This is a genomic window from Leclercia sp. UBA7405 (assembly GCF_037152215.1).
Lineage (GTDB): Bacteria > Pseudomonadota > Gammaproteobacteria > Enterobacterales > Enterobacteriaceae > Enterobacter > Enterobacter pneumoniae.
Genome location: NZ_JBBCMR010000001.1, coordinates 2447041 through 2463360 on the forward strand (window position 1 = coordinate 2447041; position 16320 = coordinate 2463360).

Consider the following 16320-nt stretch of genomic DNA (forward strand, 5'->3'; position numbering starts at 1 on the left):
TTTGATCCCGCTCACATGTTATCCTCTCAATCCCCCTCAATTTTTACTGTCAGCCGCCTTAACCAGACGGTGCGTTTGCTGCTTGAGCAGGAAATGGGGCAAGTCTGGATCAGCGGTGAGATCTCTAACTTTACCCAGCCCTCTTCCGGCCACTGGTACTTTACGCTAAAAGACGACACCGCTCAGGTGCGCTGTGCAATGTTCCGCAACAGCAATCGTCGCGTCACGTTCCGTCCTCAGCATGGCCAGCAGGTTCTGGTACGCGCCAATATTACGCTGTATGAACCACGCGGTGATTATCAAATCATCGTCGAGAGCATGCAGCCTGCGGGCGAAGGGCTGTTGCAGCAAAAATATGAACAGCTAAAAGCGAAACTCTCTGCAGAGGGGTTGTTCGATCAGCAATATAAACAACCTCTGCCCGCTCCGGCTCACTGCGTTGGCGTAGTTACCTCGAAAACCGGTGCGGCCTTGCACGATATTCTCCACGTTCTGAAGCGTCGCGATCCCTCCCTGCCCGTCATCATCTACCCCACTGCGGTTCAGGGGGATGATGCCCCAGGCCAGATCGTGCGCGCCATTGAGCTGGCGAATGCGCGCCGTGAGTGTGATGTGTTAATTGTCGGGCGCGGTGGCGGTTCGCTGGAGGATCTGTGGAGCTTTAACGAGGAGCGCGTAGCACGGGCCATCTTTGCCAGCGCCATTCCGGTGGTCAGCGCTGTCGGCCATGAAACAGACGTCACCATCGCCGATTTCGTGGCGGATTTACGCGCCCCGACGCCGTCCGCCGCGGCCGAAGTGGTGAGCCGCAATCAGCTGGAGCTGCTACGACAGCTTCAGAACGGGCAGCAACGCCTGGAGATGGCGATGGATTACTTCCTCGCAGAACGTACGCGTCGCTTTACCCAGCTCCAGCATCGCCTGCACCAGCAGCACCCTCAGCTGCGTCTTGCGCGTCAGCAAACCGTGCTAGAACGTCTGCGCCAGCGCATGAACGTTGCGCTGGAGGGCCAGCTCAAACGTGCGACCTTGCGTCAGCAACGCGTGGCCCAGCGCCTGAACCAGCAAAATCCGCAGCCGAAAATCTACCGTGCGCAAACCCGCATTCAGCAGCTTGAGTATCGGCTGGCCGAGAATCTGCGTGCGCGGCTCAGCAGCACGCGCGAACGCTTTGGCAACGCGGTTACCCATCTGGAGGCGGTCAGCCCCCTCTCTACCCTGGCACGCGGTTATAGCGTCACCACCGCGACCGATGGCAAAGTGCTTAAACAGACCAAACAAGTCAAAGCCGGCGATGTGCTGACGACCCGCCTGTCAGACGGCTGGGTCGAGAGTGAAGTGAAAGGCGTGACGGCCGCGAAAAAACCGCGGGCCCGAAAAAAACAGCCCTAATCTGTAGGCGTATCGCCCCCCGGCGTGACGCAAAGCATCAGCCAAGATAAGACAGAAAAAGTCATCAGCGCGCCAGCCGCGCCTATCGCTCCATACAGCTGCCCGAAGACAATCGCCCCGACAATCTGCCCGACCGCCAGCATTAAAAAGGCCAGACTCACCCCCATCGCGGGTGCAGAGGCGGCAATCGCCGCCCCCTGAACTAATAGCACCCCGGAGAGGATCACATAGCCCGCGCCGTTCAATGCCACGGCGGGTATCAGCCACCCGCTAAAGCCGTGGATCAGGGCGAGCAGAATAAGCGAAACCGCCATAAAAACTTGCGATCCCCGGTAGACCACCCGCATCCCTGTGCGCTGAGCTACGCTAGCGGTTAATACCGCCGCAATGCCCGCTCCCCCGCTGATCAGCCAAAGAATATTCGTGGTGCCGCTCTCCAGCCCGGTATGACGTTGAAGCAGCTCCGGACCAAAACTCCACCACGCCGCGCTGGCGATACCGCTGACAAACGCGATCAGTAATAATCGCAGCATCGCCGGTTTAGCCAGCTGGGCCCGCCACCCCTGTTGCGCCGCAGCCTGGGGGGCTTTACCCGCCGGGAGAAAGCGCCAGACAGGGATCAGGCAAAGCAGAGCCAGTAGCGCAAAAGCGACACAGGCGAATCGCCACCCTCCCGGCAGAAAAAACAGTATCGGTACCGAGAGGATGATCCCTCCGCTGGTACCCGCATTGATGACCGTGTTCACTTGCGTGTTACGCTCAGGCGGTATTACCGCGCTGACCGCGCCGGCCAACGAGGGGGACGCCAGGCCTGAGCTCAGTCCCGCAATAAACAGCCCGATGGCCAGACAGAGCGGCGAAGGTGAAACGGCCAGAATCAGCAGCCCGACGGCCGCGGTGATGGCCGCGAGCGACGCCGTGAACCGGGCACCGAATCGGTTGGTTAATAACGACGCAAATAATACCGACAGGCAGTATGCCGCGTAGCTACAGGCGGCAATCAGACCGGCGGTTTCCACAGAGAACGGAATGGCCTGTTTTATATCGGGCAGCATAATGCCCCATGAAAACCTTGCCATCCCATAGGTCACGGCGATCAAGACAAAACCGCTGAAGGCGAATGCCATGCTTTTTTTCATTATGATCCTCGTTATGTACCCCGCTAAAACCTAATCCCTGAACCAGTAGAGTGCCAGTTTTACGCTGCGCGATTTGTCCGACTTATGCCCATCCCCGTGTCGATGGCTTACACTTACACTGGTTCTTTTTTCGGCATTGCCAGAAAACAGGAGAGCAGCATGACCCAGCCTTATAGCGTTATTCCCCCCTACATCTTGCGCCGCATCATCGATCGCGGCTCTGAATTACAGCAGCAGTGTGCTCGCCAGACATTAACCCACGTGCAGACCTTAATGGCCCATATGCCCGGCAAACCCGCCGCCCCGCACGTCAACAATGCCGGTCAGCTGGAGCGTGATATCTACGATGCCCGGAATCTGCAGGAGCTACCAGGAACGCAGGTTCGCTATGAAGGACAACCCTCAACCGGCGATATCGCGGTGGATGAGGCCTATGATTACCTCGGCGTCACGCATGACTTTTTCTGGGAAAACTATCAGCGCGATTCGCTGGATGGTAAGGGGCTAATATTGACCGGCACCGTACATTATGGCCGGGAATATCAAAATGCTTTCTGGAATGGCGAGCAGATGGTGTTCGGCGACGGCGACGGCGAAATATTTAACCGCTTTACCATCGCCATCGACGTGGTGGCCCATGAACTGAGTCACGGCGTGACCGAAACCGAAGCGGGATTAATTTATTACGAACAATCCGGCGCGCTGAACGAATCGCTTTCAGATGTCTTTGGCTCGCTGGTTAAGCAATACCATCTTAAACAGACCGCCCAGGAAGCCGACTGGCTCATTGGTGAAGGGTTGCTGGCATCCGGAATTAACGGGAAAGGGCTACGCTCCATGAAGGAGCCCGGTAGCGCCTATGACGACCCTCTGCTGGGTAAAGATCCGCAGCCGGGCCATATGAATGATTTCCTGAAAACCCGTGAGGATAACGGGGGCGTGCATATTAACTCCGGGATACCTAATCGCGCATTCTATCTCGCCGCGACCGCGCTGGGGGGCTATGCGTGGGAGCAGGCCGGATATGCCTGGTATGATACGGTTTGCGACCGGGCCCTCCCGCAGGATGCCGATTTCGAGACTTTCGCCCGATTGACAATCAACCACGGGGGCAAACGGTCCGGCAGCGCGGTGGCAGCAGCAATCGAGGCGGCCTGGAAAACCACAGGAGTGCTGTAAATGCAGATTCCGGAATTGACTGAAGATGCCGTCGTTGAACTGGCGCGTGAAGGTGGCGTCGCCTTTATTCCAAAGTTAAGCGGCCTGCGCAGAATCGCGCTCTCTTCACTGAATGCGCAACAGCGCCAAAAGGTGGTAGAGATTCTGGACCAGGCGCTGGAGCTGGGCCAACCGCCCGGCCAGCCTGCGTCGCCAGGCCAGGGCGATCAGCGCTACTTTCGTATTCAGATCGTCTGGACCCAGCACAATCAGGCGCAATATACGAATGTCATCTTGCTGGTACCCGAACAGGAAGCGCCGCCGTCGCTGGTGGATTTGTGGTTGAAAGGCGAAGGTTGCGTTTGCGATTAAGCCTCTGGCAGAACAAACTCCACGCGCTTTTTCGAGATCAGACCGTGGCCATTCTGGCAAAAATAATCCACTGCGCCGCAAGCTTTTAAGACCTGCAAAGGCTGATGGCACTCCGGGCAAAGGGCTTGCAGCGCAATCTCTTTGTTACAGGCCGCACAGTGCGCCAGGCCATTTTGCGGGGTTAATTCTGCATGACAATCCGGACAGGTAACAGGCATTGTGACTCCTTAAAAGGGGTTCAGCATGGGCTGATTTTACCACAGCGCGGTCAGTGGGGGCCACGCAGCCGTTGCTGTAAATTCAGGAGCAGTGTGACTTCGTCCAGTCGCCGTCGGGTAATGTGGCGCACCTCATCCGGCGCGCGGGAAAACAGGCTCGCCTCCCCAAGGATCTGTTCTGCGAGGCAGTGTTCATAGAGCGTACCGGTACGCGCCCAGCGCTGGAGATGTTCACCTTCGGTGAGCGTTAGCACATCCTGCTGGCCTCGCCTGTCGTGGCTGATAATGCGGCCATCGCGAAGATGCAGCCGCAGCCCTTTTTGTCCGCCCTGAGGCCCGGCATATTTATTAAGCCAGACAGCCACCGGAATACCGCTCAGATGCCCTTCTAAATGCGCTTCACCTTCTGCCGTGCGCAGATCGCCTCTCTCGATATCGCGCCCCAGCCGATCCCTGGCGGAGATCACCTGCAGCGCCATCTCGTTATTTCCCCCGAGATGGCAAACCGTTTCCCGCATCATTGCCAGTACGTGGGTGCCAATATCCAGAATTACGCCGTCCGGATGGTGCAACGTACGTGGATCAGGCTCCCCGGTAGCGAAGTTAAGAGCGACAGGTTCTCCTGCCTCATTAAAACCGCTGGGTTCCAGCAAAAAGCCCTCTATTTTGACGATATCTGCAACGCCGGAAATGGCGCGCATGGGGCGTACTTCACCCTGCGGCTGCCAGCGGGGATCCGGTTGCCCCAGCGCCAGCTGCAGCGCACCGGTTCGCGCCATCCAGTGATCGAGGGCCAGCACCCGGCGGGCGACCCGGCAATCGTTCAACAGCCCGTTTAACCGGGTGGCCTGAGCGAGGGTCGCAATAATCGGTTTTTCCACCACGATACGGGGGATCGGGGAAGCCAGGGCCTGCTCGAGTACCTCAAGGTGATGGAGCGAAGAGGTGGTAATAAATAGCGTTTCCAGCGGGGAGTCCAGGAGCGACGACAGCGTGGGACAGCGAATGATCCCCTCAGGCTGGCGGTCAAGGCGAAGGTCAAAGCCGTAGCAGTTTGCCCCCATCTGTCGTAGCGCAGGGAGGTAAGCCGTTTCCACCACCGCCCCCAGGCCGATAAAGCCGACATTCATATTCTGCCTCGCTCAATATAAAAAAACCGGCGTACAAGGCGCCGGTTTTGTCTGGTTATAACCCTGCCGTCAGGCGGTGGTTACCGGTTTTTCCTCACTTTTCGTTTGCGCATTTTCCAGCATGCGGCGGACCGGAACAATGAGGACGATCAGTACGGCAGCACAGATCAGCAAGGCAATGGAGCAGCGTGCAAAGAGATCCGGCAGCATATCCAGCTGATCGGCCTTAACGTGGCCACCAATCAGGCCCGCTGCCAGGTTGCCCAGCGCACTGGCACAGAACCACAGGCCCATCATCTGGCCGCGCATTCTTTCTGGGGCCAGCAACGTCATGGTTGCCAGGCCAATCGGGCTCAGACACAGCTCACCCAGGGTCAGCATCAGGATACTGCCCACCAGCCAGAACGGCGATACGCCTGCCCCGCCATTTTGCAGCACGTTCTGTGCCGCCAGCATCATCAGGCCAAAACCTGCCGCTGCGCAGAGAATACCGATGACAAATTTGGTGATGCTGCCCGGACGAATGTTCATGCTCGCCATCTTCGGCCACGCCCAGCTAAAGACCGGTGCCAGCAAAATAATGAACAGAGCATTAATAGACTGGAACCATACCGCCGGAATTTCAAAGTCGCCGATCATACGATTCGTATAGTCATTGGCGAACAGGTTGAACGAGGTAGGTTTCTGTTCAAACGCAGACCAGAAGAAGGCCGCCGAAATCAGCAGAATGAAGCAGACCAGCAGGCGGGCACGCTCTTTGCGATTGAGACCGGCAAAGACGAACAGCCAGATGAAGTACAGCGCTACCGAGGCGGCAATCACGTAGACCAGCGCGCTGGCGACCGCGACCGGATTAATCACAATCACGCCCTGAGCAATCAGCGCAACGACAATCGCCACACCCACCGCCAGCGCCACCAGCCAGGCCCCTACGCCATTTTTCTTCGCCACCGGGCTGTTCCAGGTGGAGTCGAGCCCCACTTCGCGGTCATAGCGTTTCATTGATGGCACGGCGAAGAGACGGAAGATCACCAGGGCAACCAGCATCCCGATACCACCGATGCCGAAGCCCCAGTGCCAGCCATGGGATTTAATCAGCCAGCCGGAAATCAGTGGCGCGATAAATGACCCCATGTTGATGCCCATATAAAAGAGCGAGAAGCCGCCATCACGACGCGTATCGCCTTTTTTATACAGGGTCCCTACCATCACCGAGATACAGGTTTTGAACAGACCCGATCCCAGCACAATGAACATCAGGCCGATAAAGAACAGGTTGTTCCCCATCACCGCCGACAGCGCAATCGACAGGTGGCCGAGCGCAATCAGAATGGAGCCGTACCAGACCGCTCTCTGCTGGCCGAGCCAGTTGTCGGCCAGCCACCCACCCGGCAGGGCCGCCAGATACATGGTACCGGCGAAGATCCCGACGATAGCCGAGGCATTTTCACGTGCCAGCCCCATGCCGCCGTCATAAACGGTGGCCGCCATGAACAGAATCAGTAACGGGCGAATGCCATAGAACGAGAAACGTTCCCACATCTCTGTGAAAAAGAGCGAGCCAAGCGGATACGGGTGGCCGAAGAAGGTCCGGCTTTCTTTATTATTAACTGAGGATTGCATAGTTCTCCCGAAGAGGTGTGTCGTTGTGCTTATAAACGCGGAATTAAGGTCGGCCAGTTACGGTTCAGGTCGATCAATACACTCCGAAAATTTTATTTAACCATTTGATAACCAGTCGCTGGTTTTGTCTAGTGCCAGATGCGGAACGTTAAGACGAAAATTCGACAGGTATCTCTTTTCGTAGATTTTATGCTGGAAAAAGCAGAATTGTGATTGACATCAGCGCACTAACGTCAGGAAGGTGAAAGAGCGTGAAAAGTAAAAAGCCCGCTGAAAGCGGGCTTGTTGAGCAAGAGGTCACCTGAAACGGTTATTTGCCCTTTTTGATGTGTTTGATTAAACGCTTACGTTTACGCATCTGGTTTGGCGTCAGGGTGTTGCGCTTATTGGCGAACGGGTTATCCCCTTCCTTGAACTGGATACGAATCGGCGTGCCCATTACGTCCAGAGACTTACGGAAGTAGTTCATCAGATAACGTTTGTAGGAATCCGGCAGGTCTTTTACCTGGTTACCGTGAATCACCACAATCGGCGGGTTATAACCACCGGCGTGGGCATATTTCAGCTTCACGCGACGGCCACGCACCAGCGGCGGCTGATGGTCTTCAGCGGCCATGGTCATGATGCGGGTCAGCATCGCCGTGCCTACGCGGCGGGTGGAGCTGTCATAGGCTTCACGTACGGATTCAAACAGATTTCCCACCCCACTGCCATGCAGAGCAGAGATGAAGTGCACGCGCGCAAAGTCGATAAAGCCCAGACGGTAGTCCAGGGTCTCTTTCACCTGCTCTCTCACTTCATTGCTCAGGCCATCCCACTTGTTAACCACAATCACCAGTGAGCGCCCACTATTCAGGATGAAGCCGAGCAGAGAGAGATCCTGATCGGAAATACCTTCACGGGCATCGATAACCAGCATAACTACGTTGGCATCTTCGATCGCTTGCAGGGTCTTAATAACCGAGAATTTTTCCACCACATCGGTAATTTTGCCGCGCTTACGCACCCCTGCGGTGTCAATCAGAACGTATTCACGCTCGTCACGCTGCATCGGAATATAAATACTGTCGCGGGTGGTGCCCGGCATATCGTAAACCACCACGCGGTCTTCGCCGAGGATACGGTTAGTAAGCGTAGACTTACCTACGTTCGGACGCCCCACGATAGCCAGTTTAATCGGCAGATCCTGCGGGTTGAAGTCGTCTTCCGGCTCTTCTTCGCCCTCTTCACGCTCTTCAAACTGCGCCCAGTATTCGGCGTCTTCATCAACCTCTTCCGGCGGGCTGATTTCATCAACGAATGGCAGCAGTGCAGTTTCGAGCAGGCTGGTTACGCCACGGCCATGGGAGGCCGCGATAGGATAAATATCGCCCAGACCCAGAGACCAGAAATCGGCCATCGCCTGGTCGACATCAATACCGTCTGTCTTGTTCGCCACCAGGAAGGTCGGCTTTTGACGCGAACGCAGGTGCTTGGCAATAGCGGAATCCGCAGGCATCAGACCCGCGCGGGCATCCACCAGGAAAAGAACGACATCGGCTTCTTCGATAGCCAGCAGAGACTGCTCAGCCATACGCGTTTCAACGCCGTCTTCCGTTCCGTCGATACCGCCGGTATCAATACAGATGAATTCACGACCTTCCACTTCTGCACGACCGTACTTACGGTCACGCGTGAGCCCCGGGAAATCCGCAACCAGCGCATCACGGGTGCGTGTTAAACGGTTAAAAAGAGTGGATTTTCCAACGTTCGGGCGCCCGACAAGCGCGACCACAGGTACCATGTTTAAAGCCTCATAAAATGCATTACTACGTCGCTTTTGCGGCGTAGATAAAAAAGTCAAAACGGCCCCTGAAGAGACAGGAGCCGTTTATTATACTACAACCGCTGTGATTAACGCGTGATCGCGTACAGCGTGCCGTCTTTTGCCTGAATCAGCAGTTTGCCGTCAGCGACGACAGGTTCCGTCAGGAAGCCGGAGCTGTCGACTTTATCCTGAGCAACAAAGCGGCCGTTTGACGGGTCGAGCCAGTGCATATAGCCTTCGCTATCGCCCACCACCAGGCTGCCGTTATAGAGCGCCGGTGCGGTCAGCAGACGGTGCAGCAGATCGCTTTGCGTCCACAGGGTCACGCCCCCTTCGGTGCTCAGCGCCAGCAGACGATCGTTCTGGTCAACCAGGTAGATACGGTCGCCATCAACGATGAAATCATTCACTGAACCCAGCTCACGTTTCCACATGATCTGGCCACTACGCAGATCCAGCGCGGTCAGATTGCCGTTGTACGCCAGCGCGTAGACGACGCCGTTGACGATAACTGGCGTGGTATCCACGTCGCTCAGACGGTCGATCTCAGTCGGACCGGTCGCCTGCGAGATACGCTGTTGCCAAATCAACTGGCCCTGCTGCATCAGCACGGCGTTCACACGACCGTTATCACCGCCCACGATGGCTGCGCCAAAGGCGGTTGCAGGAGCGGATTCACCGCGCAGAGAGAGCGCAGGCATATCCAGGTTAACGGTCCATTTTACCGCGCCATCGGCTTCGTTAAGCGCCTGAAGCTGACCATTCGCCGTGTGAACCAGCACCATACCATCGCTCACCACCGGACGAGAAAGCGCTTCGCCTGCAACACGACTCTGCCAGACGATTGAGCCATCGCCGCTGTCCAGGGCGTAGACCTGTGCTTTTTCACTGGCCACATACACGCGTCCACCGGACACGGTTAAACCGCCAGAGAGCAGCGCTGGGTTACGGGAGAACCAGCCGCTTTTTTCTGCCAGATTGATCGACCAAATCTCTTTTCCGTCGTCGGCGTTGACCGCTTTCACGGTGCCTTTACGATCGGCCGCATAGACGACGCTATCCGCATAGGCCGGGTGCAGGTTGGAGTAGAAATCACCGATACCGTCACCGACGGAGGTACTCCACGCAGTAGACGGGGTGAATTGATTTTCCACCGTCGGCAGCGGAGACATGGTGACAACATCTTCTTCGCCACTGAACAGTGAACAGCCACTCAATAACGTAACGGAAAGCAGTCCTGGCAGAAGTAATTTACGCAATTGCATCGGGTCCCTCTCAGACGGACAAATTATTTATTTTCATCTGCATCATTTCGCTCAGCGCTGGCGAGGCGTTGCTTTTTACGCCCGCTTCCCATGCGCTGCGCGCGCCTTGTTTATCGCCTTTGCTCAGCAGTGCTTCACCGCGCAGATCGGCAACAATAGAGGCAAAACCTTCACCTTTAATGGTGTCGAGCGTTTTCAGCGCTTCGTCAGCTTTCTTCTGCTGAACCTGAACGCGTGCCAGACGCAAGTTGATCAGCGCTTTCAGGTTATCGTCGCTGGCGGCAGCCAGACCTTGCTGAAGCTGAGCCGCTGCTTTATCCAGGTCGTTTTTATCAACGAACTGCTGCGCAACTTCCAGCGACGCCAGTGCACCATAGGTGTTTTTTGTCTCCGCGGCGAATTTCTCAGCGGCGGCCAGGGTTTGCGGCTGGTCGGCTTTGATCGCGCTGACCGTATTTTCATACTGCAGCGAGGAGCCACGCACGGAATCCACCTGATGACTGGTCCAGTAACGCCAGCCAATTAATGCGCCAACACCTAAAATAACCCCAACTGCCAGAGCCTTGCCGTTTTCAGCAAAGAAGCGCTTGATGGCATCAACCTGGTCGTTTTCGTTTTCGTACATTTCCACGCCGTCCTTCTCCTTAGAAAGTCAAAGAGCGCAAGTGCGCCGCAACGCCGTCCTGCGTTACCGTAATCTGTTCACCAGAGCGCAAGTCTTTCACCACGACGTTACCCGCAGCGACTTCAGACTCACCCAGTACCAGTGCCACCTGTGCGCCCCACTTATCGGCACGCGCAAACTGTTTTTTAAAGTTGCCGCCACCATGGTTGGTCATCAGCTTAACGCCCGGCAATTCATCACGAATGCGTTCGGCCAGCTGCATTGCCGCAGGTTGCGTATCCGCACCCGAGGCGACCAGGTATATATCGACAACGGATTCTGCTTTAAATTCCGGATTAACTGCCTGAACCAGCAAAACAAGTCGCTCAAGACCCATGGCGAAGCCCACTGCAGGCGCAGCACGCCCACCCAGTTGCTCAACCAGGCCATCGTAACGACCGCCTGCGCAGACTGTACCCTGCGAGCCCAGGCTGGTGGTTACCCACTCAAATACGGTACGGTTATAGTAGTCCAGACCACGCACCAGGCGCTGGTTCACGGTGTAGGCAATGCCCGCCGCTTCCAGTAATTTGCACAGACCGGTGAAGTGCTCACGCGACTCGTCGTCCAGATAATCACCCAGCGCAGGCGCGTCGTTCAATAGCGCCTGTACCTCGGCGTTTTTGGAGTCCAGTACGCGCAGCGGGTTGCTGTACATCCGGCGTTTGCAATCGTCGTCCAGCTTCTCTTTATGCTGTTCAAGGAACGCGACCAGCGCGTCACGGTAGTTGGCTCGCGCTTCCAGAGAGCCGATAGAGTTCAGCTCCAGGGAAACGTGCTCAGCAATACCGAGCGCACGCCACCAGCGGGCGGTCAACATAATCAGTTCGGCGTCAATATCCGGCCCCTGCAGGCCAAAGACTTCAACACCCAGCTGGTTAAACTGACGATAGCGGCCTTTTTGTGGACGTTCGTGGCGGAACATCGGGCCGATATACCACAGGCGCTGCTCCTGATTGTACAGGAGACCATGTTCGATGCCGGCGCGTACACAACCCGCCGTACCTTCAGGACGCAGCGTCAGGCTATCGCCATTGCGGTCTTCAAAGGTATACATCTCTTTTTCAACCACGTCGGTTACTTCGCCGATTGCGCGCTTGAATAACGGGGTCTGCTCTACAATCGGCAAACGGATTTCGCTGTAACCGTAGCTGCCGAGCACCTGTTTCAGTGTGCCTTCAATGCGCTGCCAGATGGCGGTCTCGCCAGGCAGATAATCGTTCATGCCGCGAATGGCTTGAATGTTTTTTGCCACGTTTATTCTCTTTCTATATACAAAAATGAACCCAAAGATTCATTAACCCAAGGGTTCAATCATACACAGGAAGCGCACCGCTTCCCATCTCGTTATTTTTCGACGTGTTGCACGCTGATGCGTTGCGTCTCATCTAGCATGGTTGCCTTGGCACGAATGCGGGCTTCCAGCTGATCAATCATGTCGTTATTATCCAGACGATCTTTGCGAACGCCATCTTCATAGAGACCGCTTTTCTTGTTACCGCCGGTTACGCCCAGGGTAGAGACCAGCGCTTCGCCTGGGCCATTGACCACGCAGCCAATGATAGAGACATCCATTGGCGTGATGATATCTTCCAGACGCTGCTCCAGGGCATTAACCGTACCGATAACGTCAAACTCCTGACGTGAACAGGTTGGGCAGGCGATGAAGTTGATCCCGCGCGAGCGGATGCGCAGCGATTTAAGGATATCGAAACCGACTTTGATCTCTTCGACCGGATCCGCCGCCAGTGAAACGCGCAGCGTGTCGCCGATCCCTTCGGAGAGCAGCAGGCCCAGGCCAATGGCTGATTTCACCGATCCGCTGCGCAGTCCACCGGCTTCGGTGATCCCCAGGTGCAGCGGCTGATCGATCTGTTTTGCCAGCAGGCGATAGGACTCTACGGCAAGGAAGACGTCAGACGCTTTCACGCTGACTTTAAACTGATCGAAGTTCAGACGATCGAGGTGATCCACATGGCGCATAGCGGATTCGAGCAAAGCCTGCGGCGTTGGCTCGCCATACTTTTCCTGCAGATCTTTTTCCAGCGAACCGGCGTTCACACCGATACGAATAGGAATGTTTTTATCGCGTGCGCAGTCAACGACGGTGCGAATACGCTCTTCACTACCGATGTTACCCGGGTTGATACGCAGGCAGTCCACGCCGTATTCCGCCACTTTCAGGGCGATACGGTAGTCAAAATGGATGTCTGCAACCAGCGGAACGCTGACCTGCTGTTTGATAAGTTTGAACGCCTCGGCGGCATCCATGGTTGGCACGGAGACGCGAACAATATCGGCGCCTACGCGTTCTAACGCTTTAATCTGATTAACCGTCGCTTCCACATCCGTGGTGCGTGTGTTCGTCATGGACTGAACGGCGATAGGTGCCCCATCGCCGATTGGCACATTCCCAACGTAAATGCGTTTGGACTTTCTACGCTGAATAGGGGCCTGGTTATGCATGAAAAATCTCCCGCGTCGCCTGTCTGTTACTGTGCTGCTGATTGTTCGGCATCGAGGGTCAGACGCGCAACCTGGTTAGTTCTGATAAAACGGCTCAGATCGACAGGTTTACCCTGGAACTGAATCTGTACGGCTGATGGTGCACCGATTTTAAGTTTGTACGGTGTCTGGCCTGCCAGATTTAAACTGCCATCTTTACGCTGCAGGCCGCTGAAGAGTTTTTTGCCTGTGGCATCGGTCACTTCCAGCCAGCAATCGGCGGTGAAGTTCATGACCAGTGCATTAGGGTCAGCCGCGGGGGTTGCCACCCCTGCCGGATCGGACGGCAGAGTCTGGGCGGTATCCGTCGTCGTGGTGGCCGGAGCGCCAGAATCGACGTTCGCCTGAGACGGAGAAACCACGGCATTATCCACCGGTGCCTGAGCAGGCTGATCGGCGGCTGGCGTCTGTGCCGGCGTCGCCGCAGGCGCAGCGGTTGCAGCTGTCTGCGGATCGGCTGAAGGCGTGCTGCTGTCGGTGTTCAGAGGAACGTTCTGCGCGCCGCTGTTTCCGGAGTTGTTAAGCTCGATAGAAGATTGATCGGCCATGGTGGTGATCTCTTCCTGCTGCGCTTTGTGGTTCTGCCACCACCATGCGCCCGTCAGACCGATCACTACAAACAGCACCAGCCAGGTAAAGCTCATCAACCAGCCGTCGCGTTTTTTGCGGCGTTTACCTAAAGAAAAAGTCTGCATCGGCGCGACCTTAGCCGCTCTGACCGGTGCCTGCTTTTCCATCATAGGCAGAAGTTCTTCTTCGGGGATATGCACCAGTTTTGCATAAGAGCGGATATAACCACGCAGAAACGTTGAAGCGAGATCGGCCGGAGCCTTGTCTTCTTCAATATCGCGAACCGTGGAAACCTTCAGACATAGGCGCTCTGCAACGGCTTGCTGGCTAAGTCCGAGTTGTTCACGGGCGTTGCGGAGACGAACGCCGGTGGAAAGTGCTGCATTTTGGTCGTGAGTGGCTTCAGTATTCATTCGCTACAACTACTGGTACGTGAAAATTAAGGATCCAGGTGCCGGTGAGTCACAATGCTACCCGCACCGCGAAACTTCTGGTCAGTTAACCTTAGTAAGACAGTCCTGGACTGTCAGGTTTTTGTTGACAGAAGAGGCCTGCCCGCGAGGCTAAACTGTTGTTGCGTCGTTACATACTGCCCTAAAGTCATCAGAAACGCACCGTAATTATTTCCCCTTCACTCGCACACGGAATGATTATGCGCGTGAGACGCCGTCACCGCGCAAAACCTGCGCGGTGACGGCATAAGGATTAGACGGCTTTGACCGCAATCGACTCGCCCTGCATGCGTTTACGCAGCGTGCGTTTGGTACGGTCAATGACGTCACCCGCCAGCTGACCACAGGCGGCATCGATATCATCACCGCGGGTTTTACGCACGATAGTGGTGAAACCGTACTCCATCAGAACTTTGGAGAAACGGTCGATGCGGCTGTTAGAGCTACGGCCATACGGCGCGCCAGGGAACGGGTTCCATGGGATCAGGTTGATCTTGCATGGCGTATCTTTCAGCAGCTCGGCTAACTCATGCGCATGCTCGGTACCGTCGTTCACATGATCCAGCATCACGTACTCAATGGTCACGCGGCCCTGGTTAGCGTTGGACTTCTCCAGATAGCGGCGTACACCGGCAAGGAAAGCTTCGATATTGTACTTTTTGTTGATCGGTACAATTTCGTCACGAATTTCGTCGTTAGGTGCGTGCAGGGAGATAGCCAGCGCCACGTCGATCATGTCACCCAGTTTGTCCAGCGCAGGCACAACGCCTGAGGTAGAGAGGGTAACGCGACGTTTAGACAGACCAAAGCCGAAGTCGTCGAGCATGATCTCCATGGCCGGCACAACGTTCGTCAGGTTGAGCAGCGGTTCGCCCATGCCCATCATCACAACGTTCGTAATCGGACGGGTACCGGTCACTTTTGCCGCACCGACGATTTTCGCCGCACGCCAGACCTGGCCAATAATTTCGGACACGCGCAGGTTGCGGTTAAAGCCTTGCTGAGCCGTAGAGCAGAATTTACACTCCAGCGCGCAGCCAACCTGTGAAGAGACGCACAGCGTTGCACGATCGTCTTCCGGAATGTAGACCGTTTCAACACGCTGATCGCCCACGGCGATGGCCCACTTAATGGTGCCGTCAGAAGAGCGTTGCTCTTCTACGACTTCCGGCGCGCGAATCTCAGCCACTTCTTTAAGCTTGTTACGCAGCACTTTATTGATGTCAGTCATGTCATCAAAGTTGTCGCTGCAATAGTGGTACATCCACTTCATGACCTGATCGGCACGAAATGGCTTCTCGCCCATCTCTTTAAAGAACTCGCGCATCTGCTGACGGTTCAGATCCAGCAGGTTAATTTTTCCATTTTTATTTGGAACCGCAGGCGTGGCGATTTCGGAGGTGTTCACTAATTCAGACATAATTTTTTCCGGCCTCGTTGTTACACGTTATGGCCCGTGGAGGGTTGAAAAGAAACGCCCCGGAAAGCAGTGTGCTCATCCGGGGCGTTGCATTGTACAAAGTCTGGCGCAGGGATGCCACGTTTGCACGTGGCATTTACGAAAATAATGTGTAAACGAAACCGTTAAATTAACGGGTACGTGGACACACTTCGCCTTCAGCGAAGAAGAAAGCGATTTCACGGGCTGCTGATTCAACAGAGTCGGAACCGTGGGTGCCGTTCTCGGTGAAGCTGTCTGCGTAGTCAGCGCGCAGCGTACCCGCCAGGGCGTTGTCCGGGTTGGTTGCACCCAGCAGATCGCGGTGACGCTGAACCGCGTTTTCGCCTTCCAGTACAGAGACAACGATTGGGCCAGAGGTCATGAACTCTACCAGGCCGTCGAAGAATGGGCGACCTTCATGCTCAGCGTAGAAACCGCGAGCCTGCTCTACGGTCAGATGCAGCATTTTGGTGCCAACGATTTTGAACCCTGCAGATTCAAAGCGAGCAAAGATGCTGCCAATAACGTTTTTTGCCACCGCGTTTGGTTTGATGATGGAAAAAGTACGTTCAATAGCCATGATT

At 55.8% G+C, this 16320-nt stretch carries 15 protein-coding genes; 3 read left to right on the plus strand and 12 right to left on the minus strand.

Annotated elements, in window-relative coordinates:
- The first annotated feature begins 15 nt into the window (after positions 1-15).
- On the plus strand, positions 16-1392 hold the full coding sequence (xseA, locus tag WFN75_RS11955; protein ID WP_336996194.1) for an exodeoxyribonuclease VII large subunit: 1377 nt from the start codon (positions 16-18) through the stop codon (positions 1390-1392).
- Here the strand turns inward: xseA and WFN75_RS11960 are convergent.
- Positions 1389-2531, minus strand: coding sequence for an MFS transporter (locus tag WFN75_RS11960; RefSeq protein ID WP_336996195.1), 1143 nt, complete (start codon positions 2529-2531; stop codon positions 1389-1391). The two genes, xseA and WFN75_RS11960, sit on opposite strands and share 4 nt — an antisense overlap.
- A gap of 159 nt (positions 2532-2690) precedes the next feature.
- Between WFN75_RS11960 and WFN75_RS11965 the strand changes: the two genes are divergently transcribed.
- Positions 2691-3710, plus strand: a complete 1020-nt coding sequence (locus WFN75_RS11965; RefSeq protein ID WP_046884562.1) for a M4 family metallopeptidase — start codon at positions 2691-2693, stop codon at positions 3708-3710.
- Positions 3711-4061 (plus strand): protealysin inhibitor emfourin, encoded by a 351-nt coding sequence (locus WFN75_RS11970; protein WP_336996196.1) that lies wholly within the window; start codon positions 3711-3713, stop codon positions 4059-4061.
- Here the strand turns inward: WFN75_RS11970 and WFN75_RS11975 are convergent.
- From WFN75_RS11975 to ndk, 11 genes are all read right to left on the minus strand, one after another.
- Positions 4058-4279: a zinc ribbon domain-containing protein gene (locus WFN75_RS11975; protein ID WP_040074530.1), complete on the minus strand. Its 222-nt coding sequence runs from the start codon at positions 4277-4279 to the stop codon at positions 4058-4060. The two genes, WFN75_RS11970 and WFN75_RS11975, sit on opposite strands and share 4 nt — an antisense overlap.
- Before the next feature lie 50 nt (positions 4280-4329).
- The gene (locus WFN75_RS11980; protein WP_336996197.1) at positions 4330-5409 is read right to left on the minus strand and encodes an oxidoreductase; all 1080 of its coding nucleotides are present in this window, start codon (positions 5407-5409) and stop codon (positions 4330-4332) included.
- 69 nt (positions 5410-5478) lie between these two features.
- The gene (locus WFN75_RS11985) at positions 5479-7032 is read right to left on the minus strand and encodes a peptide MFS transporter (protein WP_212478463.1); all 1554 of its coding nucleotides are present in this window, start codon (positions 7030-7032) and stop codon (positions 5479-5481) included.
- 310 nt (positions 7033-7342) lie between these two features.
- Positions 7343-8815 carry a ribosome biogenesis GTPase Der gene (gene der / locus WFN75_RS11990; RefSeq protein WP_040074525.1) on the minus strand — a complete coding sequence of 491 codons (1473 nt, stop codon included), beginning with the start codon at positions 8813-8815 and terminating at the stop codon, positions 7343-7345.
- A gap of 110 nt (positions 8816-8925) precedes the next feature.
- Positions 8926-10104, minus strand: a complete 1179-nt coding sequence (gene bamB / locus WFN75_RS11995) for an outer membrane protein assembly factor BamB (protein ID WP_336996198.1) — start codon at positions 10102-10104, stop codon at positions 8926-8928.
- A 10-nt stretch (positions 10105-10114) separates the two neighbouring features.
- Positions 10115-10735: a YfgM family protein gene (locus WFN75_RS12000; protein WP_040074522.1), complete on the minus strand. Its 621-nt coding sequence runs from the start codon at positions 10733-10735 to the stop codon at positions 10115-10117.
- Positions 10736-10748: 13 nt separating this feature from the next.
- Positions 10749-12023 (minus strand): histidine--tRNA ligase, encoded by a 1275-nt coding sequence (gene hisS, locus WFN75_RS12005; protein WP_040074520.1) that lies wholly within the window; start codon positions 12021-12023, stop codon positions 10749-10751.
- 92 nt (positions 12024-12115) lie between these two features.
- Entirely contained in the window at positions 12116-13234 is a 1119-nt protein-coding gene (gene ispG, locus WFN75_RS12010) for a flavodoxin-dependent (E)-4-hydroxy-3-methylbut-2-enyl-diphosphate synthase (RefSeq protein ID WP_040074518.1), read from the minus strand.
- Positions 13235-13260: 26 nt separating this feature from the next.
- Positions 13261-14256 carry a cytoskeleton protein RodZ gene (rodZ, locus tag WFN75_RS12015; protein ID WP_207292204.1) on the minus strand — a complete coding sequence of 332 codons (996 nt, stop codon included), beginning with the start codon at positions 14254-14256 and terminating at the stop codon, positions 13261-13263.
- A 292-nt stretch (positions 14257-14548) separates the two neighbouring features.
- The gene (locus WFN75_RS12020; RefSeq protein WP_040074516.1) at positions 14549-15715 is read right to left on the minus strand and encodes a bifunctional tRNA (adenosine(37)-C2)-methyltransferase TrmG/ribosomal RNA large subunit methyltransferase RlmN; all 1167 of its coding nucleotides are present in this window, start codon (positions 15713-15715) and stop codon (positions 14549-14551) included.
- Positions 15716-15884: 169 nt separating this feature from the next.
- Positions 15885-16316 (minus strand): nucleoside-diphosphate kinase, encoded by a 432-nt coding sequence (gene ndk, locus WFN75_RS12025; protein WP_003860625.1) that lies wholly within the window; start codon positions 16314-16316, stop codon positions 15885-15887.
- Positions 16317-16320 lie beyond the last annotated feature (4 nt).

What these genes read in the sequence shown, in the direction of transcription:
- rodZ (WP_207292204.1), bottom strand. Translation starts at nt 14,256, where the DNA reads ATGAATACTGAAGCCACTCACGACCAAAATGCAGCACTTTCCACCGGC.
- xseA (WP_336996194.1), top strand. Translation starts at nt 16, where the DNA reads ATGTTATCCTCTCAATCCCCCTCAATTTTTACTGTCAGCCGCCTTAAC.
- WFN75_RS12020 (WP_040074516.1), bottom strand. Translation starts at nt 15,715, where the DNA reads ATGTCTGAATTAGTGAACACCTCCGAAATCGCCACGCCTGCGGTTCCA.
- WFN75_RS11980 (WP_336996197.1), bottom strand. Translation starts at nt 5,409, where the DNA reads ATGAATGTCGGCTTTATCGGCCTGGGGGCGGTGGTGGAAACGGCTTAC.
- WFN75_RS11965 (WP_046884562.1), top strand. Translation starts at nt 2,691, where the DNA reads ATGACCCAGCCTTATAGCGTTATTCCCCCCTACATCTTGCGCCGCATC.
- ispG (WP_040074518.1), bottom strand. Translation starts at nt 13,234, where the DNA reads ATGCATAACCAGGCCCCTATTCAGCGTAGAAAGTCCAAACGCATTTAC.
- WFN75_RS11975 (WP_040074530.1), bottom strand. Translation starts at nt 4,279, where the DNA reads ATGCCTGTTACCTGTCCGGATTGTCATGCAGAATTAACCCCGCAAAAT.
- ndk (WP_003860625.1), bottom strand. Translation starts at nt 16,316, where the DNA reads ATGGCTATTGAACGTACTTTTTCCATCATCAAACCAAACGCGGTGGCA.
- WFN75_RS11960 (WP_336996195.1), bottom strand. Translation starts at nt 2,531, where the DNA reads ATGAAAAAAAGCATGGCATTCGCCTTCAGCGGTTTTGTCTTGATCGCC.
- der (WP_040074525.1), bottom strand. Translation starts at nt 8,815, where the DNA reads ATGGTACCTGTGGTCGCGCTTGTCGGGCGCCCGAACGTTGGAAAATCC.
- WFN75_RS11970 (WP_336996196.1), top strand. Translation starts at nt 3,711, where the DNA reads ATGCAGATTCCGGAATTGACTGAAGATGCCGTCGTTGAACTGGCGCGT.
- bamB (WP_336996198.1), bottom strand. Translation starts at nt 10,104, where the DNA reads ATGCAATTGCGTAAATTACTTCTGCCAGGACTGCTTTCCGTTACGTTA.
- WFN75_RS11985 (WP_212478463.1), bottom strand. Translation starts at nt 7,032, where the DNA reads ATGCAATCCTCAGTTAATAATAAAGAAAGCCGGACCTTCTTCGGCCAC.